The organism is Corynebacterium breve (assembly GCF_030252165.1).
GTDB classification, from domain to species: domain Bacteria; phylum Actinomycetota; class Actinomycetes; order Mycobacteriales; family Mycobacteriaceae; genus Corynebacterium; species Corynebacterium breve.
In genome coordinates this window covers 501,388-525,444 of the sequence record NZ_CP126969.1, presented here as the reverse complement: position 1 = coordinate 525,444, position 24,057 = coordinate 501,388, and the positions used below count along the sequence as shown (strand labels likewise).

Sequence of the window (24,057 nt, the reverse complement as noted above, 5' to 3'; positions counted from 1 at the left end):
AAACGTCTGACTTGTTCCGCGTCTATACGAAAGAGTGGCCGCGGCAACGGTGTGATCGTTGATCTCATGTGGTTCACCTCCTTTCTCGGGCGGGGATGATCTTTTGAGGGTGTCGGGTACTACAGCGCAGTCAGTGGCGGGTAGTCAGCGGGTGCAGCGTCATGTTGCCAAGCGTCATATTCGTCCTCACTCATCACCCCAATGGAGATGAGGGTGCGTTTGTAGGCGCGGCCGAGACCTCGGTTGATGCCGGCGGCGTGGTTAAGAAGCTCGAAGGGAACACGGTGACGGGCATGTCCAATCACCCACGCGTGCCGTAGCCGTCCGATAACGGGAGCGCGGCCATTACCAGTGGCCCTACTGCGCTCAATAAACTTCCTGATAACCCTGGTTGGTGGTTGCTGGGTGATAGTTCCACGCCGGGATGCGACGATCGGAGAGGAGTCCGTGTGACCGGATGGTCTGTAATGAATGACGTCTGAGAGCACCGCGTCCCAGGGCGCAGTCACGGGGACATGGCGACTCCGCGTGCCTCGAGCACCACGCGTGAACACGATGATGGCGTGCGCGTGAGCCGTCACGTCGTCGTAGGTGACGTCGGTCATTTCACTGATCGTGACACCGGCACCGAGGGCGAGAGCGACGATCGAGGCAGCACGGCGCTGTGAGTAGGGCGTCGGTTGAGTATTGACCCAGTCCACGACCCCTCGCAACTCGCGCATCGTGTATGGCAGAGACTGAGGCGGCTGCCCCAGGCCATAAGGTTCCGGGATCCAGCGATGCACAGACTCATGAGATATTGAAGCATCGCCCCAGCATTCCTTGAGGCGTCGCACCAGCCGAGTGAGGACCCTGAGTTCCTGTTGCAGACTGGACGGCTTCTTCTGACCCTCGTGAGCATCAATGTAGTTCTGTACCGCCGCATGATCCGCGATGTACGGCAACGCCGCCCGAAGTTCGAGCTCGAATCCGTATTTCTCGTGAAGCCACGTAATATAGGTCGTTAAATGTGAGTACTGGCTCCGCCGGGTGTTTTTATTGCCTGCGAGAATGTCATATTTTTCATGAAGCATGTCGATCGGTGCTGTTGCAAAGTTGGATACAGCTCGCGCAGCTCAGTCGTGCTGGCCTTGTCGCGGGTGCGCCACGCGCCGGTGTAGGACAGGCGCGTGCGGTGCGACGCGGTCAGCAGGTTGGAGTCTTTTCGGCCGCGTGCACCCACAATCAAGTCTGGAAAATAATTGGCTCCGATGACGTATCGCGTGCTCACTTTTCCTCGGTCTGCCCACCGCATGATGCGCTCAGGCACCACGCCTGCGCCTATCGCTGCGTAGGTCACCGCCACATCCATCACCAGCAAATCGTGCGTGATGGTGCTGAGGCTGTTCAGCGTCACCGGTTTGAAGTCGCCGGTGCGGTTTCCAGCGTCGGTGATGGTGTGCCAGCGTGTCATCGCGGACGCTTTGGCCGTAGCTGCAACAGCACCTTCGAGACTGCCTAAGCAGGCTGGGCCATAATGCCGGCCGGGCGACGAAGAAAGGAGTGTTCGCGGTTCTCCACCCAACTTTGCAACAGCACCCTTGGGTTTGTGTTGATGCCTTTTATCCGCGGCACTCTTTAGGGGGTTAGCACTTAGTGGTAATGAAAGCCCAGAAAGCGATTTGTCCACCTGCTACAACTAGGCGAACTCCAGGGTGAACCTTCGCGATCGCAGGGGCGGTCTGCCAAGCCCAGCTCTGGGATGCGGCAGCTGTGCCAGCGAAGAGGTTGCACAGGTATGTACGCGTTCCCTCACTTACAGAGACGGTTGTCGCCATGCGACTGGCCTGCTAGCTCGTGGAGATGTGGGCGGCCATGTCCAGGATTTCAGCTCGATCGAAGACTGCCTTTTGTCCAGTTTCATCAATAACTGTGATGGTTTGGTTCTCGAGATCTTCAGTGACGGTTGCAGTGCCGTCAGGCGTGACGATGTGGTCAGTGGATGTGCCGCTGGCCTGGGTTGTGGGGATAGGGGTGTGGTCCTAAGAAGTGTTGGCCAGGGCAGCATTTCCGCCTGAAAAGGCAACGGCGAAAGCAAGAGGTAGTGCGAGCGTTCTTGCGAGGAGCTTCTTCTGAATCATTGCTTTTCCTTCGTTAGTGTGTAGATGTTAAATCTAGCCACTACTCCTACCATGTGAACAGGAAACTTTTATGGAAAGAAGAATATTCGCTGTTGGGATATTAATCATGGCACTGGGGGCCGGGCTTTTTCTGCTCGGTAGCATTACGCCGGGATCCCTCATAATGACGTTAGGCGCATTAGACCTGGTGGCCGTTATTTTTTGGCCAAAGCTAACGGGTCGTGCTTCGGATCGGAAGGAATACAGCCTGGGAAATCAGCTGGTAGACGCCGCTTTGATTGTCATCGGCGTGGTTCTTACCTTTATTACCGGTATGCCGGTTTTCCTGGCGCTAACAGTGGGGGGAGTGGCAGCTCTCGCTTACCGTTACCAGAAAAAGCCGACGCTAGCTTAAACCACTAAGTAATACATTTTTCGTTCCTGTTGGAACAATTGTATTTCAATTATGTTTATCTTTGGCAATATTTGCTATTAGAAACACCGGGGTACGAAAATTTTTCCTCATATCAGGGGTCCTATTCCATATAGCCATATGGATAATTTTGGACTACCTTCATTTGGGCTGGTAATGACATCTTGCCTTTTGCTTGTGCTCGGAGGAGAGAATTTTCTTTGCAAATTGGGGGATAAATGGATTGAAATAATAAGTAACTCTTCGGAAAAGATGACTATACTTAAGGGCAAGGAAAGATTGAAATGACTATATTTTCAATTATTATGGCCGCAACGTGGCTAATTGCTGGGGTCTGCGTTTTGATGGTAGGCATAAAAGCTGGTCAGGGGACCCTGGCCAAAAATAAACTAATTGGCATCAGAACCCCGGAGCTTCTGGCCAGTGAAGAAGCGTGGTTTAAAGGTCACAAAGCCGCCTCTCCCTATTTAAAAATCAGCAGTGTACCGCTATTTATCGGCGGAATCATCTGTCTATTCGCCGATGATGATCTGATTGGTTGGGTGAGCATACCCGTGGTGGTACTTCTAACTATCATGATCCTAATTTCTTCCAAGAAAGCTCATTCTTCCATAAAGTAGAAATCGGCATTCCTTGTTATCCCTAGCGGGCAAGGGGATCAAATGGGCTATGTCAATTCTTGTTAACGGTAAAATTCTCGAGCTCGGAGGTTAGGCTGTTTGCGGGACGGCGGTTGCAGTATGGTTCGATCCATTCGCCGAGGCTGACCGTGCTTCTAATCTAGTGACAAACTGTTTTACAGCCAAAAGTACAGTTCGATATACATTCTCCGCACGGTGCTGTTGCAAAGTTGGGTGGAGAGCAGCGAAGACTCAGTTTCTCATTCCCTGATGGCCGCTGCGTGTGGGCGTTCTCAGGACGTCTCGAAGACCCGGTTGACGATCACCGCATCCGGGTTCGGGTGCCCGTAGGCAAACATCGTGCCCTGGCCTTTCCGTAATGAATGCATCGCTTCCATCCCTTTCAACGTCCGGTAGGCGGAAATTCGGTTTTTGAACGCTCCCTTCGGCCCCAGGATTCTTTTAAGTCGGCCATGATCTCCCTCGAGAACGTTGTTCAGGTATTTCACCTGACGGTGCTCCACTGTCGGTGGACAGATGCCTTCTTCCTTGAGCTCGGAGATCGCCTTGGCCAGGGAGGGTGCCTTATCTGTATTAATCACCCGCGGGGACCCGGCCGACGCGTTTGACCTCAGGGTCTTAGCCAGGAAACGCTTCGCTGCCGCAACGTTACGCTTCGGAGAGAGGTAAAAGTCCAGGGTATACCCACCGGCGGTGATCGCCCGATAGAGATAGCACCACCTGCCGACCCGGATATAGGTCTCATCCACCCGCCAGGAACTGGCCTGCCAGTCAGGTACCTGCCGGTACCACCGCGTTTGCTTGTCCAGCTCAGGGGCGTATTTCTGGACCCAGCGGTGAGAATCGTGGTGTGATCGACCTGCACGCCCCGCTGAAGTCATCATTTCCTCCAGATCGCGGTAGCTCACCCCGTAGCGGCAGTACCATCGCACTGCCCACAGAATGATGTCACGGGGGAAATGACGACCGGAGAAGATACCCATGGCTGCGATTATTTCACGTCGCTCTTCCTACTGCCCCAACTTTGCAACAGCACCCTTTGCACCTTCGAGACTCGTAGGTGCAAGTTCTGCACGTTCGGCGTGACCAGCACGTTTCCTCGTAGGTGCAGATTTTGCATCTTCGACAGAATACGTCGTGTCCAGATGCAGAATGTAGCGATTCGACGCCCGCCGGATGGAGCCCGTGCCGTTGCTATAGGTTCGACGCTCCACTGAGATCAGGCCCAGCTCCTCCAGCTCCTTCAAATGCGAAATGACCGAATGCTTCGAGCAACGCGCCCGCGCAGCGATTCTGTCCTGACCCGGAAAGCAGGAGTTGCGTTCATCCGCAAAATCGGCCAGAGCCAACATCACCAACGATGGCCCTTGCTTCAACCCTTGGAGGTCGTCAAGGACCCAAGAAACGGCCTTAACGCTCATTCCCTAGCCTCCCCACGCTTCTCGAATGAAAAGGGGTTGACGAGACGAGACACGTTTGGGATGATGACCACGTCAACATCAACAAGCCAGTTGAGTTGTTCTCGATGCCCCTGTTAGCCGCAGGGGCATTTCTTATTGTTCTCATGACGCTTCGATCCCATCCATTAGGGCATCCACGGCCGTTTCCGGGATTTGCCAGCGTCCGTTCGGTAGTTGAATGGCTCCCGGGATTCTTCCCTGTCTTGCCCACTTCCGGACCGCAGCAGCGCCTAATCCGCCTGGAATCGCCTCGCCAAACTCCTCAGGAGTCAGCCATGCGCTAACGTTCCTATCGTTCCGTTTCGGTACACGTGTTACGCTTGCAGCATGATTCAGACCCGTCAATTGATGACTGCCAACGAGGCAGTCGGCGCAAAGGTTAACGAGCTCATGTTCCGCTCACGGACAACACGTAAAGAGCTGGCAGCCCACCTGGGCATCACGGGGGCTGCGGTCAGCAGGAAGGTGTACGGCCAGAACAGTTGGACCTTGGAAGAATTGTTTGCCACGGCTGACTTCTTCGGCCTGGAGGTCGCCGACCTTCTCCCCCGCCGAGTCGAGGCGCCGGTGGAAAATGAAAAATCCCCCTCCGAAGAGGGGGATTCGAAGAAGATGGTAGCGGGGGCAGGATTCGAACCTACGACCTCTGGGTTATGAGCCCAGCGAGCTACCGAGCTGCTCCACCCCGCGTCGGGTGATCTTCTTTAATTTTCACCTTGCTGCCTCACTGGGCAACGTCATGTAACTATACATAGCAGCTCCAGAAAGGCCAAATCCCCTGTTCAAGAGCACTTCTCAATCAGGGGATTCACCTACCCATAACGACCAATTAACCAGCCGTTAAACCTACGGGCTAGCCGGCGAGTTTCTGGTATTCCTCGACTGCCTTATCCAGATCGTCAAGGGCGCGACCATATTCCTCAAACGAGCCATCACGGGCGTCTTCGAGACCTGTCAGGGCATCGTCGATCTGCCGCAATGCCGCGTCAGCATCAGCAGGCGCAGGAGGCTCAGCATCAGCGGGCTGCTCCTCTGCAGGTGCGTCTTCCTCTGGCTTGGCTGCGTCGTCGGTAGCTGGAGCTTCCTCCCCATCGACAAGATCAATGTCTTGCGCTGCCGCGGGGTCGATGCCTACCTGCTCAAGCGCCTGGGAAACGGTTGGCGCATATCCCACCTGACCCTTGTAATAGACCAGCACACGCAGCAGCTTCGGGAAGGCCGAAGCCTGGTCCTTACGCTGCGAGTAAATCGGCTCAACGTAGAGAATCTCACCGTCACCGACTGGAAGGGTAAGCAGGTTACCGTTCTGCAGGTCGTTCGTACCCTCCCACAGAGTTCGGTCACGCGCGACTTGGTCCGAGGACATCATTGCGTCTTGAACTTGCTTTGGACCAAACGTTTGCGTGTTCGTTGGGAGCACGCGCACGGTCATCTTGCCGTAGTTATCCGGATCCGATGTCACCGTCATGTGTGCCGCCAAGAATTCGCGGTTCAGGCCACGGTAAGGGGTGATTAGCTGGAAGGTGGAATCTCCGCCTTCTGGATCAGCCGCCATGATGTAGTACGGAGGCTGGTTCAGCTCTTGGAGTCCTTCCTGCGCGGTCGGATCGTTCGGCACGGACCAGAAGGCATCGTTGTTGAAGAACACGCCTGGATCGTCAACATGGTAGCGAGCCAAAAGTTCACGCTGAACCTTGAACAGGTCCGACGGGTAACGAAGGTGTTCGTTCAGCTCGTCGGAAATTTCACTCTTCGGCTTGACAGTATCTGGGAAAACGCCCATCCATGCCTTGAGCACTGGGTCTTCTTCATCAAACTCGTAGAGAGTGACAGTGCCGTCGTAAGCATCCACAGTGGCTTTGACGGAGTTGCGGATATAGCCCACGTCATTGGTGATCAGGCGCTGGGTAGTTCCGTCAGGATTCAGCGCGTCCTGAGTGGTATCCGTCAGGGAGGTCCGGGTCGAGTACGGCAAGGCCGACAGCGTGGTGTAGCCATCGACGATCCACTTGACGCTGCCGTCGATCACGGCCGGGTACGTCATGGAGTCGGTGGTCAGCCACGGCGCTACCTTTTCAACTCGCTCGCGCGGATCGCGGTCGTAGAGAATCTTGGAATCTTCGCCCACACGATCCGACAGGATCATATTCATCTCCTGGTACTTCAGCGCGTAGGCGGTGCGGTTCACCCAGTTGCCAACGTTGACGCCGCCTTCGCCGTCGTAGGTGAACTGGGTGGTGTCAGTGTCGTATTCCACCGGATCCGAGCCATTCTTACCGACGATCGCGTAGTCCATGCCATCGTCAGCGGAAGCGATGACTGGCCCGTAGTAGATGCGTGGCTGCTCGACGGTAATACCGAGTTCTTCTGCCTCTTCCTTTTCCTCTTGCTTGGCGTTGGACTGCAAGTCAGACACGGTAAACACCGGCAGGCCGCCACGGGTAGAACCAGCGTCCTGCGCCGCCTCGTCGACAGTGTTGGCTTGTGCTGCGATGAAGCCGTTGCCGTGGGTGTAGACGGTATGGCGGTTGATCCAGTCGCGCTGGTTTTCACTCAGCGCGTTGGGATCAAGCTCACGAGCTGCGACGACGAAGTCACGCTTCTCGCCTTCGATCTCGTAACGGTCCATCGCCAGGGTCTCGGGGAAGCCGTAGAAGTTCTTTAGCTGCTGGTTCTGCGTGAAGGTCGGAGCGATAATCTCCGGGTCCAGCAACCGGATATTGGAAATCGTTGCCTCGTCCGATGCGACCTTCTCGTCGTCAGCAGAACCAGTGCCCCAGTTGTCAATGTAGGTGACCTTGTCGTCGGTAATGCCGTAGGCCTCGCGGGTCGCCTCGATATTGCGCGCAATATACTCACGCTCTTTCGCCTGGCGGTTCGGCTTAACGGAGAATTGCTCCATCAGGACCGGCCAACCTTGACCGATTACCAGCGCGGACAACACCATCAACACGGTTGCGAGGACAGGGACGCGAAGATCGTTGTAGACAATCGCAACGAAAAACGCGATAGCGACCAACACCGAGATCACCATCAAAATGATTTTGGCAGGTAGCTGCGCGTTGATGTCGGTGTAAGAACCACCGGTGAAAATGTCGTTCTGCGTGTAAAGCAAGCTGTAGCGCTGCAACCAATAGTCAAACGCCTTGATCAGCATCCACAGGCCACCGGTGACCGCAAGCTGGACACGCGCGGACTTAGAAATATGTCCCTTCACGCCCGCAACCTGATTGCCGATGCGAATTCCGCCCAGAAGGTAGTGCCCCACGAGACCGATGATGAATGCAACCATCAGCAGGGTGGCCGAGGTGCCCACCACTGTGGAAAGACCAGGCAAAGTAAATGCGTAAAAACCAAGGTCGCGACCGAACTGCGCATCGGTGGTGCCAAATGGCTTACCGTTAAACCACAGCAGGAAGGTGCGCCACGTGCCCTGCCCGATGAAGCCCGCGATGAGGCCGACTACGAGGGGAACCCAGGTCAGAAGGCTCTTCACACTTGCCTCGATGTTTTCGCGGTATTGCGCCATCGGAGAATTAGCGTCGATGAAGGACAAATCCTTCGGGCGTCCGCGCCAGGTAAAATAGGCCGCAAGGAAGGCGATCAAGCCTGCCACCAGGGCGAAAACAACAAATAGGACAACGCGGGAGATAACCACCTGGTTAAACACGCCACGGAAATCAAGCTCGCCGAACCACAGGAAATCTGTGTAGAGGCCGATGAGAAACGGCGACAGCAGCAAGATCACTGCAATGACAATCACCGCGGCCATCATTTTGTTCGGTGGTCGCTTCATTGGCTGTTGAGGATTAGTTAGGCCAGTCGCCAAAACCCTGCTCCTTATAGAACTAGTGATGAAAGAAGTCGTATACTCTTCTACTCTAAATAATCCAACGTTTGATTGACCAGAAGGGTTCCCTCTGTGACCGACCTACCACTTTCCCAACAGGCACTTAACAAAGCCATGGTGGAAGCCGTGGAGTTTATTCACGCCGAAGGGTGGGATGCCCCACCAACCCTGTTCGCGTTGGTTCCCTCTCACCTGCTCGTCGACCAGCTCGATCAATTCGAACACGAACTGGACGATTCCCCTCTGACCCTTGTTGTCCAAGATAATTTGCCTGACAACATTCTCCCCGGATCGGAGGAACTGGCGGAGTATGTTTCACGCCTTGCGTGGCCTGAAGAGATTGAGGGCGTGATCTTGGCTCAAGAGATCAAGTTCCGCGATGCCTCGGCTCCGGCGAATTCCCCGGCTCAGCCGGCACGTCTTTTCTCTGGTGTGCTGCGCGAAGAGGACCTAGAGCAAACGCTTTTGCAACTGCGCCCGACAGAGGAGGAACTCGCTGAGAAGGGCCCATTTGCGCAAGACGAGATCGAACTGCGCGGTGGCCCTGACGTTGCCCCGGGGGTTATCGCTGCTCTCCGCTATGGCCTCGAACGCGATCCTGAGGATATGCTCTAAGCTAGTAAGAGTTTTTCAATCCCTTAGCTTGAGGAGAAACCTCGTGTCCCGCATCCGTATCGCCCGCCTTTCAGCGGGGATCTTGTCTGTCGCGCTCGCCGGCACGATGCTTTCTGCTTGCACAGACAAGGACGATCCTCAAGCGGCGAATCCTACCCCACCGGCAGAAACAACCGAGGTCAGCACGCCTGCTGAAACCACCTCTCCGTCTCTTGAAAGTACAACGGCAGAGTCGAGCACCAAGGAATCTACCTCGAAAGAATCGACTAAGTCTGCGCCGAAGACCACCGGCCGGACGTCGACTGCCTCGGAACGCAACTCCAAGCAATCCAAGCTTGTCGACGAAGTCTCGGAGAAGTTTAGCTCTCTCGCACCCGAGTCCCTTTTCGAACAGTTTGATGCGTGCACGGAAACTGCCCTGAAGGGCTCCTACGACTGCTCCGGGCCTGAAGTCGGCCAGTTCCAGTTCTTCGACTCAACTTCCAAGGCCGCATCGACCACCCAACTACTCACTGAGCTGCGCAGCTCGCGCGTCGTGGAAGACACTGGTCGCACCGTTGTCGGCTGGTCCACGTTGGGAACCACCGCGGTGATTACCGTCGTAGACAACGAGCTGGGATTGGTTATGCAGCAAATGGTCTCCTCCGATCAGGAAGATCCGGAGGAAAAGATCTACGAGCTAGGCCTCGCTACCCCAAAGGCCGACCCTGAAGAAGAAAAGCCTGCGAAAAACGACGACACCGACACGGTCTAGGGCTACTACTTAGCGCAGGTACGCACTTCTTTTCCTGCGGAGAAGGCGTCCATGGCTTCGATTGCGTCGTCGAGCGTGTCAACTCTAGCCACCACCATTTCGCCCGTGTCTGCGCTTAGTGCTTCAGCACAGTTTGCAGATGGCGCCAGGAAAAGCTCCGCCCCTTCCTCTTCCGCAGCAGCGACCTTGTGCGAGATACCGCCAATGGGCCCGACCGTGCCATCTTCAGAGATCGTGCCTGTACCAGCGACAAAGCGTCCACCGTTGAGCTCACCGGGAGAGAGCTTGTCAATCACGGCCAAAGAAAAGATCATGCCTGCGGATGGGCCACCAACATCGTTTAAGTTGTAGGCAACGCTAATGTCGTCTGCAGGCTCCGAAGTCATCGTGATGCCTAGGAGCGCCAATTTCTCGTCGTCAGGGTGGGAGCCCAAAGTGACGGTCTCGGTCACTTCCTCATCCCCGCGACGCAGGGTGAGTTCTACCTCTTCCCCCGGCTTTTTCGCCTGTACTAATTCTTGTACGGTGCCCGGCTGAGAGACTTCTTTCCCGTCCAGCGCGACGAGAACATCCTTCGCTTCAACCTTGCCCTCAGAAGGGGCATTGTCAACGACCTCGTGAACAACGACAACCGTTGGCTTGTCCAGGTAGTTCATCGCCGCGACAGTTGCGGCTGCCTCAGACGAGACAAACGCTTGTTGGTTGCTTTCCTGGATCTCCTCTTCCGAACGGTCCGGCGGAAGGACTTGATCGATGGGGATCAGGGTGTCGTCGGTAAGCAACCAGCGACCAAGCGCCTGTGCCAGCGTCATATTCGTACGCACCGAGACAGTGGTCATGTTGAGGTTGCCGGAAGTTTCGTCGGTATCGGCGCCTTCGATTTCGACAACGGGCGTACCGTCAACGTCTCCGAGAGTGTTAAAGGTTGGGCCCGGCCCCTGAGCGGCATACGGCACGGTCAATGAAATGTCGGTGCCAGGGATATGATCGATGGTGACAAGACCTGCCAACAAGACGACAGGGATGGCACCCCACACAACGGTGGACATGCGGCGATTAATACTGCGGCGCGGACGGTTCACGTTCAGACACATTACCCTTGTTCGCTCTCAGCGTTACAAGCGCCATAGCTTCCTGCTCTGGTAAGCCGGTAGTCTGGAACTTATGAGTAACGGATTCGGTTTCTCCTTCCCTAGTGATGGACGCGACGACGACGATGACAACCGCCGCGACGGCGACAACCCGTTCGGTGCTTTCGGTTTCAATTTTGGAGGCCAACAAGGTGGAGGCTTCGGTGACATCCTGAACCAGTTTGGTCAGATGCTTTCCGGCATGGGTGATTCCATGAATTCTGCCGAGGCTGGTGCCGCCGTCAACTACGACATGGCGACGCGCACAGCTCGCCAACATATCGGCAAGCAAAATTCGATCTCCGAGGGCGACCGCAACGCCGTCGAGGAGTCGGTTCGCCTCGCCGACCTGTGGCTTAACGACGCAACGACGCTGCCTACTTCCGAAGGCCGCATCGAAGCGTGGAATGCCGAGGACTGGCTTGAGAACACCATGGCGATGTGGAAGCGCTTGGTCTCCCCTGTCGCTGAGCAAATGAACCGCGCACAGTTAGATTCCATGCCGGCCGAGGCTCGCGAGATGCTAGGCCCCATGGCGCAAATGTTCAACCAGATCAACAGCATGCAGTTTGGTCTGCAGCTTGGCCATGCGCTGGGGGATCTCTCGGTCCAATCGCTTACTGGCTCGGACTTTGGACTGCCCGTGGCACCAGCTGGGACCACTGCTATCTTGCCGGGCAACATCGCCAAGATCTCGCGCGACCTGAACGTCCCTGGCCAGGAAGTGCTGGTCTACATCGCCGCGCGTGAAACCGCACGCCAGCGCCTATTCAAGCATGTGCCGTGGCTCGTGGAGCGGCTCGTTTCCTCCGTCGAGGAATATGCGGCCGGCTTAGAGATCGACACCTCCCATCTCGAGGAAGCCGCTCGTGGGCTCGATCTTGAATCCAACGATCCGGCTGCGATCCAGGACGCGATTCAACAGATGCAAGGAATGGATCTCTCTCCGAGGATTCGTTCACGCAATGCCGGTGCCACTGCGCGTATGGAAACGCTGCTCGCTCTCGTCGAGGGCTGGGTGGATCTTGTTGTTACAGAATCACTCAAGGAGCGCTTTCCTTCTGAGGTTGCGATGACGGAGGCGTGGCGTCGACGTCGCGCTACCGGTGGTTCTGCTGAGCAGGCATTTGCAAAGGTCGTCGGCATTGAGTTCGCCACCCCTCGCGTGGATAAGGCAACCGATCTTTGGACTCGCGTAACCAACGCCGTTGGCATCGAGCGACGCGACAAAGTCTGGGACCACCCGGATTTCCTGCCTACCGCAGAGCACCTGGAAAACCCGGCGGCATTCATCGATGCGCTCTTAGACGATGCCCCAGACACCAAGTTTGATGAGGAAATCGCCAAGCTCGAAGAGATGCTGCGCAACGAACCTTCAACGGAGGAGCGCGAAGAAGGCGATGGCTTGGACGACGGTCGCGACGACGGCACAGAGCTCTAGCCGAACCGCTGATACGCCTCTAGGTAGCCCTTGGCCCGCTCGGCTCTGGGCACCCTGTCTGCCCACTCCCAGAACTCTGCGCTGTGCCCGGTGATGAAGGTGTGGGTCAATTCGTGAACAATTACGGAATCCAACACCCAATCAGGAACGATTTTCAACCGATCGCTGATTCGGATATCGCCGGTTGAAATGGTGCACGACCCCCACCGCGAATTCTGATTAGATACCCAACGTATCGATCCGATGGTGGCGCGTCCCTCCAAAAGGTCTTTGTTGAGCATCTCTGCACGCGCTAGGAGATCATCGTCGCTCAGGCGTGTGGACTGGGTTTTCTTGGCAATCTTCGCCAACATCTCGTCGACAGCTTCTTGCTCTTGCTGGGCGGTGAAAGACGCAGGGATGCGAATTTCTATCACATCGCCTTTTTGCCGCGCCTGGATCGTGCGCCGGCGTTTTGTGGACCGGATGACTCTCACCTTCGACATGACAGCTGATTCTAGCTGTGTTCCAATGATTCAAAGCGATGCCATCTCAAGGGGGAGAGAGAATCGTGAATCAACGCCATCACATCACCACTGTTTCCTTGGCGCCGGGCACACACGTCTTCGCGCGCGATGCCACACACGTCCAATTCGGCATGGATGCCACCCGCGCCGGAATCATCGAAACACCCCACGCTGAGCGTCTCGCCGTCGTACTATCACGGCTCTCCTCTCCTGTGCGCGTGTCCGCGCTGATCGACGAAATCACCACCCACACCGGCGTCCACCCCACACAGGTCCAGGTACTTCTCGACGAACTCATCGACTACCGCATCCTGCGCGCCACAGAACGACGAGCCATCTACGTCGTCGGGCACAGCACCCTCGCCCGCGCTTTGGTGGGTCACTTCACGCAGCTCGGTTTCACAGTGCGCCGACCCTTGCGCAGTGAATCCGACGGAGAGTTCCTTACTCACTGTGTTCCAACCGTGCCGCTGGTGATCGTCGATAAGCTTGCTTATTCACGAGGTTTAGCGAAACACTTGGTCCAACCCCACAGAACCGTCATTCCCGTTAATGTGGTGGATCACCGTGTGCTTATCGGCCCGGTGCGGATGCGCGGTACAGGCGCGTGTCTTTTGTGTCTGCAGCTTCGACTCACCGACATTGATGAAGAGTGGCATCGAATTACTTCCTTGTTTCAATCCGGCCCGCCGCGCCCCGACCCCACCGTGATCTCCGCAGGAGTGGCAGAAACAAGCGTCTTGTTGCGCCGAGCGATCAAGGCGGATGTTCCCGCGGGGGTCACGCTTGAGCCAGTGTCGGGAGGCGAACTGATCGTGGTGGATCCGTTTGGGGGCGGGACTCGTCGTGAAGCAATTGCACAACACGGCCAGTGCCCGGCGTGTTCTAGCGAAACTGGCTCAGGACGCTAAGCACCCCGTCGCCGTAACTGTCTACCTTGGACGGGCCCACACCGGAGATATCGAGCATCTCGGCATGGTCGCGTGGCATGGCTTCGGCGATGGACATCAAGGTGGCGTCGGTGAAGATCATGAACGCTTTCATGTTGTGCAGGCGGGATTGATCGAGGCGCCATTCCTTCAGCGCGAAGAAGACGTCTTCGTTGAAACCGGGTTCACAATCCTCGTGGCGGCCGAGGCTTTTCTCCGCCGGCGAATTCAGCCCGAGACCGCACACGCGACACCGTTTGGACCGTCGCAGTCGCTCCGGAGTCTTTTCCACATCCAGCTCGGGCACGATCCCGTCGAGAAAGCGCGAACGCTTGCGAGACTTGTGCCCACCTTCCTGCCGTGCCAGCGCCCACGAAAGGTGCAGGTGCTCGCGCGCACGAGTGACACCCACATAAAACAGGCGGCGCTCTTCCTCGATGTGCTCGTGCCCGGCCTTGATCGCGTGGCTGATGGGCAGTGTGTTCTCTACCAAACCGGTGAGGAAGACCGCGTCCCATTCAAGGCCCTTGGCGGCGTGCAGGCTAGCGAGTGTCACGCTATCGACGTTCGGCGGATGCTTTGCGTCGGCCCTGCGTTTCAGGGACAGTAGGACCTCGGTGAGCGTTTCGGCCTCGCCCGAGCGGACAATCTCTTCGATGAGGTCGACCAGTGCACCCAACGACTGCCACCGCTCGCGAGCTTGCGCGCCCTGGGGCTCGGTCGGAGTCAGACCAAGGGGCGCGAACACTTGACGGGCGACATCCACCGGATTTTCCGAGGCTAAGTGCGAACGCGTTGCCGCAATGAGCGCGTTGGTGGCTTCACGAATCTCCGGTCGCGTAAAGAAACCCTCGCCGCCGCGAACTTGATAGACAACGCCGACGTCCGAAAGTGCTTGCTCGAACGCAGCCGACTGCGCGTTCACACGGTACAGGATGGCGATCTCGCGAGCTGACACGCCGGAATTGATCAACGAAAGGACTTTGCCGGCAACCTCGCGGGCTTCGGTTGGCTCGTCGTCGTAGGCGGTGAAAGTAGGCTGCGGACCATTATCGCGCATTCCGATCAGTTCGAGCCTGGTGCCTGCGACTCTGCCAGTGGCTTTGCTGATGACGCTGTTGGCCAAATCCGTGATTTCCGGGGTGGATCGGTAGTCTCGTTGAAGCTTGACCACCGTGGCGTTGTCGTACGTGCGCGAGAAGTTCAGCAGGTAATCCGGTGTGGCGCCGGTAAAAGAATAAATCGTTTGGTTTGCGTCTCCAACCACTGTGAGGTCGTCGCGGTCGCCGAGCCATGCTTCTAATACACGCTGTTGCAGGGGCGTGACGTCTTGGTATTCGTCGACGACAAAAGTGCGGTACTGGCTGCGAAATTCCTGCGCCACGCTAGGCGCGTTTTCTAGGGCACCCGCGACGTGCAAAAGTAGATCTTCGAAGTCCAGGAGCATCCCCTCAGAACTGGACTTCAAAGATTCGTAGTCGCGGTATACCTGGGCAACCTTCGCCTCGTCGGCTGGAGGGGTGCGGTGGTGTTGTGCAATCTTCTCTGCATACCCATCGGCGCTAATGAGCGATGCCTTTGCCCACTCAATCTCTGAGAGCAAGTCGCGCACTTGGTCACGGTCGGCGGGCAGTCCGGCGTTGCGGGCCGCGCGCCCAACGAGGGAGAACTTGTTGTCGATCATCTTCCACGGTAGGTCCCCTGCGATCTGTGGCCAGAAGTAGCGCAACTGGCGCATCGCCGCAGAGTGGAACGTACGGGCCTGCACTCCTCCGATCCCCATGTCGCGCAGCCGATCGCGCATCTCGCCTGCAGCACGGGTGGTGAAGGTGACCGCTAGTGTTCGTGCGGGCGTGGCCATGCCTTGGTCGATCAGATGCGCGATGCGGTAGGTAATTGTGCGGGTTTTGCCCGTTCCTGCGCCAGCCAAAATGCATACTGGCCCACGTGGGGCGGTCGCTGCAATCCTTTGGTCCTCGTCAAGATCATCGAGGTTGATCACTTATTTTTCACTCCGAATCTCATAATTGCCACTCGCCCATTGTTCGATCAAGGTTCGCGCCAATGAGCTCGGCATGGGCAGTTTCAATCCACCCAAATCATTTCGCGTAGCCCAGATGACCTCGGCCAGCTCTTCGTCCGTTTCTCTCACTGGGGTGTCATCTTCGGTCTGCGCAAAGAACCCGACCATGAGTGTCGACGAAGGAGCCCATGGCTGCGAACCAGCATAGGTGATGCTGTGCACGCGTCGGCCTGTTTCTTCCAATACCTCACGGTAAAACGCCTCCTCGAGGTCTTCCCCGTGTTCCACGTAGCCCGCGATGCAGGAAAAGAATCCTGGCCGGTGCCGATTCATACCCAACAGGATTGCATCGCGCGAAGGATTCTCCACCACGCCGATGACCGCTGCGTCCAAGCGCGGAAAGATGGGGAGGTCTCGTGCACCCCGAGACACGAATCCGTGGGCATCGAATGTCACACGCGAGCCGTCGCGCGGGTCGTACAGGTATTGCTCGCGATTATTCAGCAATGCGACGGCATGTGCGACCACGCGATCAGTGGCAAACCTGTGGGCCGTGGACACTCCCCGCACAGCAACATGCTTTACGACGTGACGTGGCACCCGCACCGCGTACACCTCATCGGTTACCCGAATCGCAGCACCCAGGCCTTCGCCTTTGGCATCGGCGATATAAAGCGGCCTGCCCTGCTGGTCTAGCGGGAAGCGTCCGCGATCGTCGATAAGCAAGATGCGTGGCATTGCTGGGGCTATGCCTCCGGGCGTTCGAAGTTTTCGGTGGTGTAACGGATGTAGAGCAAACGGTCGCCCGGCTCGACGGTCTCGGCCTCCGGGGAATCGATGCGATAAAGCTCGCCAGAGCGTACAACGCCCAGGACAATGTCAGCGAGGTGACGTGGGTTGGCCCCCACCTCGTCGTCAGTGATGTGGCGTTCGGAGACCGCAAAGCCTTCATCGGGGCTCAACAGGTCTTCCATCATCTCCACCACCGTTGGTGTCACGGTTGCCAATCCGAGAAGGCGGCCCGCGGTTTCGGAGGAAATCACGACAGAGTCTGCACCCGACTGGCGCAGCAGGTGCTGGTTCTCGTTCTCGCGCACACTGGCGACGATCATCACCTGTGGAGCAAGCTCGCGTACGGACAGCGTGACCAATACCGCCGTGTCATCGCTTGATGTTGCAACCACGACGGATTTTGCGCGCGTGACACCAGCGATCTTCAAGACATCAGACTTTGTGCCATTGCCGTTGACTGCGACTAGGCCTTCGCTTTCCGCACGGGCGAGCGCTTGGGGATCCGAGTCGATGACGACGATCTTGCTCGGTGAAAGACCGTCCGCGATGAGGGCATCCACTGCGGAACGGCCCTTGGTACCAAAACCGATGATGATCGTGTGGTTGCGCATATTTTTCCTCCAACGTTGGATTTGCAAGGACTTACGAGAATCCTCGGTAAGCACCGACAAGGTCGTGCCGACCAAAAGCATCAGGAATAGCACTCGCAGCGGGGTGATTAGGAAAATATTGACCAAGCGGGCGCTTTGCGTGACCGGCGCGATGTCGCCGTAGCCCGTGGTCGACAAAGACACCGCCGCGTAATACAACGAGTCGATGAAGGACATCTCCTCGGAATAGCCACCCTTATGAACGTAGACCGCTAGCGCCGTCACGACCAGCAAGATGATGGCGTAGGAGAAGCGTCGCGCGAGAAGCCCCCACGGGCTCGCGCTGTGCTGACCTGGGATGCGGATGACGCCTAAGAGGGCATGGTCAGGTAGATCAGTGAGCTCTACGTCTCCGCGGAATCTTTCGCGGAACCGTGGGCTAACCCCTGTTTTTCTGCTCACAAGTTATTGTCCCTTCTTCCTGTCTTCTGAAGAGAACTCTAGTAGGTCTTCCAGCTCAACCCGATCCGGCAGGTGATCCGGCGCGAAATCTTCTCCGCTGCGAACATAATAAAACACGGTGTGGACATCCTTGTCGTCATTCACGATGCGCTGCCACGCTTCCCTATACACGGCCAACTGGATCTTCGCCGTATCCATATCGCGGCCCTGTGGCTTCTGGCCCGTCTTCCAGTCCACCACCCACCAAGCGTCGTCTTCGTAAAACACTGCATCCATGCGTCCGCGCACCACAGAATTGCCGATCGCAATTTCAAACGGATGCTCAATGAACTGCGGTGTCTTGCGCGCCCAGTGACTCTTCTCAAAGGAGGCTTTCAACTCCGCCAAGATCGCTCCGTCAACATCCGACTCGTCGTTGCCAGGCAATTCGTTCTCGTCCAGCAATGGTCGTTCGCCAAAGAAGTCCTCCAGCCATTCATGAAATGCTGTTCCTCTCTTGGCGTACGCATTGGGTTTGAAGGGCACGGGTCGGCGCGCTCGACGCGCAAACTGCTCCGGATCGGCTTGGATGCTCACAACATCGGAAGCCGTCAGCTCGCCTGGCATTTCCACTGCCACGTCGGCTTGGCTAAGCGCCTGGTGTTCGTCGATAAGCGAGGTCGTGTCGCGTTCCCACAATCCAAACAGTTCGCCTTCTTGCGCCCCAGGTAGATTCTGTAACGCACTCGCCACGTCGGCTGCAGCCGCTTCTGCCTGCTTATCGACGAACACCTGTGGCCACTTTCCGATCTCCACCACAGGAGCTGGCTTCTCCGCCTTTTGGTTCTCAGCATCGCCGTCTGCGTGAGCCCACGCAACGATGTCTTCATCTGGCACAAGCTTCTTGATGGACTCGAAATGTTCATACGGACCGACAAACTTATTTCGGCTGACCTTCTGCCCGCCGGTGACGATGAGATCGTCCTCCGCACGCGTAATCGCTACATAAAACAACCGAGTTGCTTCTTCTTGATTGTTCGCACGGACTTCTTTCAAATATTCCTTACCCAACGCCTCAAATTCAGCTTTGTCATCGGCCTCGGCGACCGCGGTGAATTCCTCATCCGGCAGGCGCTGCACTTGGGTGAGAAAGGTCTCCGCTTGCGCGTCGTAGGTGCTTGCGTCCGCGTGCACCACCGCGACGGTTCCCCACTCCAGCCCCTTGGCCTTGTGTGCGGTGAGGATTTGCACGCAGTTGGCAGTAACAGTGACATTGCCGGGATCGAGCCCGTCTTCGTGTTCTTTTGCTAGAGCAAAGAAGTCCAAGAGGCCGTCGAGGCTGGCACCTGGGTACTTGGCTACCTCATCGGCGAAACGATCGAGGTGGATCGTCCCCGCTGCGGATTGCCGAGCGAGTACTTCAGTTCGAATACCAAACACGGAAATAATATCCGCGAACAGATCGGGCAGACGCTTACCCAACGAGTAGGTGCGTAGGTAGCGCAAGCGGGCGGCCAGGCGTTTGAGGCGGCGCAGTCCTTTTTCGCTATACCGATCCTCCTCGCCTAAGTCAGCCACTGCATCAGTCAAGCCAGAGAGTTGCTCTGCATGTGCAGCGGATTGCACGCCTTGGGCCACCAGTGCATCGAGCTGGGCTCGCAGCTTGTCCATCGGATCAAGGTGTTCAGGCTGTTCTAACGACTCCTCAGGAGTCTGTTCACCTGCGAGATTCCGTGCACGCGATGCGAGGGCCTTGATGTCGTGCACACCGAGCCCGCAATGCGGTCCGGCCAGGATGCGCAGCGCTGCTTGAGAATCTTGCGGGCGAGACATCATCGTCGCAATGGCGACAACGTCTGCGACTTCCGGCACATCCAGTAGTCCAGCCAGGCCGACGACCTCGTAAGGCACTCCGCGCTCTTCCAGTGCCTCGGCAAACTCAAGCGAATGCCGGTTCTTTCGCACCAAGATAGCCGCAGAGAATACCTCTTTGATGTCTTCGGAATCGGCAAATGAACGGTATTTCTCCGCCAGACGGTCCGCTACGTACGCGATCTCCTCGTCTTCGCTAGGGAAGAATCCAAGTTTGACGTCCCCAGTTTCCTTATATGGATTGTGGGTTAACGACTTCACAGCACGGGTATTCTCGTTAGTTCCCAAGACTGCCTCGGAAACTCTATTGGCCAGCGCGAGTACTTCAGGTGGATTGCGCCACGAAACCAAGAGCTGCTTTTTCGGCGCGGGAGTGCCGTCAGGCTGTGGGAAATCATCAACAAATGCCTGCAAGTTTTCCGCGGTCGCGCCACGCCACCCGTAAATAGCCTGCATCGGATCCCCCACCGCGGTGACGGTCAGGGGATGATCGTCAACATCGTGAGCCCCGCGGTTCTCTCCGAACAAGCTCCGCAGCAAAACCCGCTGGGCGTGCGAGGTGTCCTGGTACTCATCGAGCATGACGACGCGGAATCGGCGTCGCTGCGATGCCCCCACAACCGCGTGAGTCTGAGCCAGCTGGGCCGCAACCGACATCTGTTCGTTGAAGGTCACCACTCCCCGGTTGCGCAGTTCCTTCTTCAGCTCGTCGACAAGCGGAAGGTACTCTGTGCGCAGCTCTTGCACGTTGCGCCACTTCTGAAGTGGCTTGGTCATCTCGGAGCGCTGCCTAGGCCCCTTGGGCAAGTCGTCCGTGGTGGCGACGAAGGCGTGGGCATCTTCTCTGATCCGCTCGACATCGATAAGGCTGTTGCCCATCTCATTCATCAGTTTGAGCAGGTTAGACGTGACGGTTCCGATGGAATTGTCGGCTCGCAGCGATCCTTTGTAATTGGTCACGACGTCGTAAGCGATCGAGTTCAGCTCTGCAGCGGTAATGATGCGTGCGTCCGGCTCGACAGGGACGAGAAGTCCGTACTCACGGACAAGGTCTCCCGCATAGGAATCGTATGTGGAAACAGTCGGTGTGATCACCTCAAGGTTCTTGGCAAGCTCGCCCGTCGGGTCGAGATCACGCAGGAAGGACTCTTCTTTGCTGGCAAGAATACCTAGGCGGTCCCGGATTCTTCGTCCCAGCTCTTGTGCGGCTTTTCTGGTGAAGGTAAGACCGAGGATTTCATCAGGGCGCACGTAACCATTGGCAACAAGCCACACCACGCGGGATGCCATGGTGTCCGTTTTTCCTGCTCCGGCACCGGCAACCACCAACAGTGGACCCGGTTCAGCACCGATGACTTCTGCTTGTTCTTCGGTAGGGGGGAACTTCAGCCCCAGCGCGCGAGCGAGATCCGCGGGAGAGATTTTAGCCACGGGTGATGTCCTTTCCTTCGGGCTGTACGGGGCAGATGTGGCGCACTTGGCAGAAAGTGCAGTGGTCCCCGGTGCGGGCGGTAAGATGCGGCCCTTGCATCTCGTTGGTCAACGGAGTAATTAGATCTGCGAAGTCTTGGAGTTCTTCGGCAGTTTTCGCAACTTGCTCGCGTGTGGTGATGGACGACGAATCAACGGCTGGGTAGACCAGCGCGGCCCCTCCACAAGATAACGGCGAATCCCCCGGTGGCGCGGTAACTACTCGATCACCGTCGAGCACTCCATGTGACAGCGCTAGCTGATATGCAGTGAGCTGCGGGTTATCGCGAGTTTGGTCCGCGGTTGGGGCGTACTTCCCTGTCTTGAGGTCGATAATTACTGCTGCCCCATCGCCGTCTTTTTCAAGGCGGTCGATGCGGCCTCGGATTGTTAAGTCCTTGGTCACCGCAACATTGACCTCCACTTCGCTCCCTACGGTCTCAAACGCTGAGCGAGTATTCGTCAGCCACGCACTTGTCCGGTCTAAGATGCGCTCAAAGCTTTCAAGATCCTGGGCTTCCTTCCATCGCGGTACATCGCGAATCTCCAGGTAAGCCTCCAAAGTCGCGCGCCGTGCCATGTCTTCGTCCGCTCCGTTTCCGATGGCCTCAAAATAGGCATGCACCAACGAGCCACGGATCATCTGGATGGTTCCGGTCTGCTCAATAGTTTCTTCTAAAACGGCCCGTAGTGGACACGCAAGGAGTGCTTCAATGCGCGATGGGGATAGTGCCTTCCTGGCTGGCAGTGGCAGCTCACTACTCGGAGTGGTCGTGGTCGCCCACTCGTCGGGGTGAACGCCGGGAACCCCTGCTTCCACGAGTCGCGCTAATTGGCGAGAAGCCTGGCGCCTCGTCTCTTCAGTTAACTCTGGATTGATCAGTACGCGACGCAGCTCGGCAACGAGGTGGTCATGGGCCAAGACGCGCACTCCAGTTTCATTAAGATCTGTCATGTCCGTTTCGTCGGTCTCCGCCTTCTGCGCCTGCAGCCCAAAGCGCTTGCGGAATTCGTCGACAAACCGCGACGGGTCTTGCGGTTCTGCATCCTCGGGTGCGTTGATTGTTGTCACTAGGCACGCCGAAGTCGCCCGCGTCGTCGCGACGTGAAACAACCTGCGTTCCTCTTTCAATCGGTCCGCGCTGTGAGACACCGGGACATTAGGGTCCACCCCAGAATCCAGCAGGTCAATCACATCCTCCTGCCCGAATAAGGAACCGGTTTCCCCCAAACTCGGCCAGGATCCTTCCTGCACACCTGCTACTAGGACGTGGGAAAATTCACGCCCGGCGACACCATGCGCGGTGAGCAGCGCCACTGCATCCGGAGTTGCAGTGCGACGATCGCGCACGCCTGTTGGGAGCTCTTGGTCGTTGATATGGGAGATAAATGCCTCAAGGCCCGCGCTTTCCCTGCGTTCGGCGAAGTCGCCAGCAGCATCGAACAGCGTCATCATCGCGTCAAGATCACGATCTGCTTGGGAGCCCGTAGCCCCACCGCGCAACGCGACGGCCATGAGGCGCTGAGACAGGCCGGTCGCATTCCACACGGCCCAAAGGATCTCCTCCACGCTCGCTTCTGCTGCAACGGAAGTTTGCCCAGCCTCGAGAACGGAGCGGATCCGCAGCAAAATATCGATCTCACGTTGCGTCAACATTGCACCAAATTCCGGCAGTGGTCGACGTGGATCGATGACCTTTTGTAAGGTGACCTCTGCTCGCGTAGCTGGATCGAAACGCCGCAGCCCACGCAAGAGGCGTCGCAACGTCACCGGATCGGCTCCGCCTACTGGGCCTAAGAGTAGGTCACGCCACTCAGACACGGTGAGGTCTTCGATAAGGGCTCGAAGGCCCAATACCATCGCTGCGACAATGCGCTGCTCGCTCAACACCACATCAGTTGGGTTCAACGAAACCGGGACTCCCGCGGCCAACAAGGTGCGCCGCACTGGCTCGATCATCCCGGAGGAGCGAACAACTACAGCAATATCGCGCCACGGCACCTCGTCTTCTAGATGGGCACGACGCACGCGGTCCGCGATCGTGGCGTTGTGGGCAGTTGCTGATGACACCTCGATTACCTCGCGGGTCGGAATCCGTCGCGTGCTGCCAAGATGGATTGTCGGTGCCTGCAACTCGGCAAAAAACTTCGGCGATCCACCACGGAAGTGGAAGACCGACTGCTCCGCGTCCCCGCCGACTACTCCCAAGTCAGCGGTTTCCAGCAATCGCGCAACCAGCTCGGCTGAGGCGGGGTCGAGGTGCTGCGCATCGTCGACAAGCACCGTGTGCCATTGCGACGTGAACGGTGCTTGCAGCACCTGCGCCACTAATTCCGACGCCGAGTAACTGTCTGTGCCCCAGAGCTTCATGACTTGGTTGTACTCATCGAGAAAATCTCCGGCGGCCGACCACATCGGGCGTTGATGGAGCCGACCAAGCTCCCGAAGAGTCTCAGGAGTCATGCGTCGTTCCACCACACGCAGCAGGAAGTCGCGCAGCTGCCGGGCGAATCCGACAAATGTCAAAGCTGGGCGAAGCTCGGCTGGCCAAGAACCAGTGCCAAACTCAGCGTTTCCGCGGAGCAGATCACGAATAACCGCATCTTGTTCAGCGCCAGAAATTAGCCGAATCTGCTTATCGCTGCCCTGTCTGAGCAGCGCGAAAGCCAATGAGTGCACCGAACGCACCAACGGTTCATTGGCTACGAACCCTGAATTGGCCACACGATCCGAAAGCTCGCGGCGCAAGCGAGCACCAGACTCCTTCGAGGTTGTTACTACGAGAATTCCATCTGGATCGGCGCCGCTGCGCAAAGCATGCATCACAGTATCGATAAGGAAACTGGACACACCTGAGCCAGCCTCACCAGTGACTTTCCACAATCCCTTGGTCGGCAGCTCGAAATCCCACTCGCGCTCATCTACGGACCGCACCCGCGGAACAAGGTACGTGGTGGGGTTTGGCGGGAGTTGAATCTCAGGCACATTAGGCATGCCTTTGATTCTTCCA

19 protein-coding genes and 1 tRNA gene are annotated in these 24,057 nt (G+C 57.2%); 7 read left to right on the top strand and 13 right to left on the bottom strand.

Features of this window, described 5'->3' with window-relative positions; translation table 11 throughout:
- Positions 1 to 119: 119 nt before the first annotated feature.
- Together QP027_RS02650 and QP027_RS02645 are read right to left on the bottom strand one after the other, a co-directional pair.
- Entirely contained in the window at positions 120 to 1,073 is a 954-nt protein-coding gene (locus QP027_RS02650) for a site-specific integrase (protein ID WP_284825781.1), read from the bottom strand.
- Positions 1,004 to 1,453: a hypothetical protein gene (locus QP027_RS02645; RefSeq protein WP_284825779.1), complete on the bottom strand. Its 450-nt coding sequence runs from the start codon at positions 1,451 to 1,453 to the stop codon at positions 1,004 to 1,006. Before QP027_RS02645 ends, QP027_RS02650 begins: the two co-directional genes overlap by 70 nt.
- Before the next feature lie 773 nt (positions 1,454 to 2,226).
- Between QP027_RS02645 and QP027_RS02640 the strand changes: the two genes are divergently transcribed.
- Together QP027_RS02640 and QP027_RS02635 are read left to right on the top strand one after the other, a co-directional pair.
- A complete protein-coding gene (locus QP027_RS02640; protein ID WP_284825778.1) occupies positions 2,227 to 2,514 on the top strand; it encodes a hypothetical protein in 288 nt (95 codons plus the stop codon).
- A 302-nt stretch (positions 2,515 to 2,816) separates the two neighbouring features.
- Positions 2,817 to 3,152: an SdpI family protein gene (locus QP027_RS02635; protein ID WP_284825777.1), complete on the top strand. Its 336-nt coding sequence runs from the start codon at positions 2,817 to 2,819 to the stop codon at positions 3,150 to 3,152.
- A gap of 293 nt (positions 3,153 to 3,445) precedes the next feature.
- Here the strand turns inward: QP027_RS02635 and QP027_RS02630 are convergent, their stop codons facing one another.
- Positions 3,446 to 4,156: an IS6 family transposase gene (locus QP027_RS02630; RefSeq protein ID WP_284825775.1), complete on the bottom strand. Its 711-nt coding sequence runs from the start codon at positions 4,154 to 4,156 to the stop codon at positions 3,446 to 3,448.
- A 27-nt stretch (positions 4,157 to 4,183) separates the two neighbouring features.
- Positions 4,184 to 4,594 (bottom strand): helix-turn-helix domain-containing protein, encoded by a 411-nt coding sequence (locus tag QP027_RS02625; protein ID WP_284825774.1) that lies wholly within the window; start codon positions 4,592 to 4,594, stop codon positions 4,184 to 4,186.
- A gap of 366 nt (positions 4,595 to 4,960) precedes the next feature.
- On the opposite strand from QP027_RS02625, the gene QP027_RS12335 reads away from it, so the two are divergent.
- Positions 4,961 to 5,290 carry a helix-turn-helix domain-containing protein gene (locus tag QP027_RS12335; RefSeq protein WP_084560722.1) on the top strand — a complete coding sequence of 110 codons (330 nt, stop codon included), beginning with the start codon at positions 4,961 to 4,963 and terminating at the stop codon, positions 5,288 to 5,290.
- Here the strand turns inward: QP027_RS12335 and QP027_RS02615 are convergent.
- Positions 5,247 to 5,323: transfer RNA gene (locus QP027_RS02615), tRNA-Met, on the bottom strand. The two genes, QP027_RS12335 and QP027_RS02615, sit on opposite strands and share 44 nt — an antisense overlap.
- A 163-nt stretch (positions 5,324 to 5,486) precedes the next feature.
- Positions 5,487 to 8,462: a UPF0182 family protein gene (locus tag QP027_RS02610; protein WP_284825772.1), complete on the bottom strand. Its 2,976-nt coding sequence runs from the start codon at positions 8,460 to 8,462 to the stop codon at positions 5,487 to 5,489.
- 135 nt (positions 8,463 to 8,597) lie between these two features.
- Between QP027_RS02610 and QP027_RS02605 the strand changes: the two genes are divergently transcribed.
- The gene (locus tag QP027_RS02605) at positions 8,598 to 9,098 is read left to right on the top strand and encodes a PPA1309 family protein (RefSeq protein ID WP_284826892.1); all 501 of its coding nucleotides are present in this window, start codon (positions 8,598 to 8,600) and stop codon (positions 9,096 to 9,098) included.
- A gap of 43 nt (positions 9,099 to 9,141) precedes the next feature.
- On the top strand, positions 9,142 to 9,852 hold the full coding sequence (locus QP027_RS02600) for a hypothetical protein (protein WP_284825770.1): 711 nt from the start codon (positions 9,142 to 9,144) through the stop codon (positions 9,850 to 9,852).
- A 5-nt stretch (positions 9,853 to 9,857) separates the two neighbouring features.
- On the opposite strand, the gene QP027_RS02595 is transcribed toward QP027_RS02600, so the two are convergent.
- Positions 9,858 to 10,901, bottom strand: coding sequence for a YlbL family protein (locus tag QP027_RS02595; protein WP_284825767.1), 1,044 nt, complete (start codon positions 10,899 to 10,901; stop codon positions 9,858 to 9,860).
- A 115-nt stretch (positions 10,902 to 11,016) separates the two neighbouring features.
- Here QP027_RS02595 and QP027_RS02590 point away from each other — a divergent pair, with 115 nt between their 5' ends.
- Complete coding sequence (locus tag QP027_RS02590; RefSeq protein ID WP_284825766.1) at positions 11,017 to 12,423, top strand: zinc-dependent metalloprotease; 1,407 nt, start codon at positions 11,017 to 11,019, stop codon at positions 12,421 to 12,423.
- Here the strand turns inward: QP027_RS02590 and QP027_RS02585 are convergent.
- Entirely contained in the window at positions 12,420 to 12,908 is a 489-nt protein-coding gene (locus tag QP027_RS02585; RefSeq protein ID WP_284825764.1) for a M48 family metallopeptidase, read from the bottom strand. The genes QP027_RS02590 and QP027_RS02585 overlap by 4 nt on opposite strands.
- A gap of 65 nt (positions 12,909 to 12,973) precedes the next feature.
- On the opposite strand from QP027_RS02585, the gene QP027_RS02580 reads away from it, so the two are divergent.
- On the top strand, positions 12,974 to 13,840 hold the full coding sequence (locus QP027_RS02580) for a TOMM precursor leader peptide-binding protein (protein WP_284825763.1): 867 nt from the start codon (positions 12,974 to 12,976) through the stop codon (positions 13,838 to 13,840).
- Here QP027_RS02580 and QP027_RS02575 read toward each other — a convergent pair.
- From QP027_RS02575 to QP027_RS02555, 5 genes are read right to left on the bottom strand one after another with little or no spacing between them, the layout of a single operon-like run.
- A complete protein-coding gene (locus QP027_RS02575; RefSeq protein ID WP_284825761.1) occupies positions 13,815 to 15,860 on the bottom strand; it encodes an ATP-dependent DNA helicase UvrD2 in 2,046 nt (681 codons plus the stop codon). The genes QP027_RS02580 and QP027_RS02575 overlap by 26 nt on opposite strands.
- The gene (locus tag QP027_RS02570) at positions 15,861 to 16,619 is read right to left on the bottom strand and encodes an NAD(+) diphosphatase (RefSeq protein WP_284825759.1); all 759 of its coding nucleotides are present in this window, start codon (positions 16,617 to 16,619) and stop codon (positions 15,861 to 15,863) included.
- An 8-nt stretch (positions 16,620 to 16,627) separates the two neighbouring features.
- Positions 16,628 to 17,725: a potassium channel family protein gene (locus QP027_RS02565; RefSeq protein WP_284825757.1), complete on the bottom strand. Its 1,098-nt coding sequence runs from the start codon at positions 17,723 to 17,725 to the stop codon at positions 16,628 to 16,630.
- Positions 17,726 to 17,728: 3 nt separating this feature from the next.
- Positions 17,729 to 21,007: an ATP-dependent helicase gene (locus QP027_RS02560; RefSeq protein WP_284825755.1), complete on the bottom strand. Its 3,279-nt coding sequence runs from the start codon at positions 21,005 to 21,007 to the stop codon at positions 17,729 to 17,731.
- Entirely contained in the window at positions 21,000 to 24,041 is a 3,042-nt protein-coding gene (locus QP027_RS02555; RefSeq protein WP_284825753.1) for an ATP-dependent DNA helicase, read from the bottom strand. The genes QP027_RS02560 and QP027_RS02555 overlap by 8 nt, the downstream gene beginning before the upstream one ends.
- Positions 24,042 to 24,057: the final 16 nt, after the last annotated feature.

Bases quoted from the DNA above. Each gene is read 5' to 3' on its own strand.
- QP027_RS02640 (WP_284825778.1), top strand. From the start codon at position 2,227: ATGGCACTGGGGGCCGGGCTTTTTCTGCTCGGTAGCATTACGCCGGGA.
- QP027_RS02635 (WP_284825777.1), top strand. From the start codon at position 2,817: ATGACTATATTTTCAATTATTATGGCCGCAACGTGGCTAATTGCTGGG.
- QP027_RS02555 (WP_284825753.1), bottom strand. From the start codon at position 24,041: ATGCCTAATGTGCCTGAGATTCAACTCCCGCCAAACCCCACCACGTAC.
- QP027_RS02570 (WP_284825759.1), bottom strand. From the start codon at position 16,619: ATGCCACGCATCTTGCTTATCGACGATCGCGGACGCTTCCCGCTAGAC.
- QP027_RS02590 (WP_284825766.1), top strand. From the start codon at position 11,017: ATGAGTAACGGATTCGGTTTCTCCTTCCCTAGTGATGGACGCGACGAC.
- QP027_RS02630 (WP_284825775.1), bottom strand. From the start codon at position 4,156: ATGGGTATCTTCTCCGGTCGTCATTTCCCCCGTGACATCATTCTGTGG.
- QP027_RS02605 (WP_284826892.1), top strand. From the start codon at position 8,598: ATGGTGGAAGCCGTGGAGTTTATTCACGCCGAAGGGTGGGATGCCCCA.
- QP027_RS02585 (WP_284825764.1), bottom strand. From the start codon at position 12,908: ATGTCGAAGGTGAGAGTCATCCGGTCCACAAAACGCCGGCGCACGATC.
- QP027_RS02645 (WP_284825779.1), bottom strand. From the start codon at position 1,453: ATGACACGCTGGCACACCATCACCGACGCTGGAAACCGCACCGGCGAC.
- QP027_RS02595 (WP_284825767.1), bottom strand. From the start codon at position 10,901: ATGTCCACCGTTGTGTGGGGTGCCATCCCTGTCGTCTTGTTGGCAGGT.
- QP027_RS02650 (WP_284825781.1), bottom strand. From the start codon at position 1,073: ATGCTTCATGAAAAATATGACATTCTCGCAGGCAATAAAAACACCCGG.
- QP027_RS02625 (WP_284825774.1), bottom strand. From the start codon at position 4,594: ATGAGCGTTAAGGCCGTTTCTTGGGTCCTTGACGACCTCCAAGGGTTG.
- QP027_RS12335 (WP_084560722.1), top strand. From the start codon at position 4,961: ATGATTCAGACCCGTCAATTGATGACTGCCAACGAGGCAGTCGGCGCA.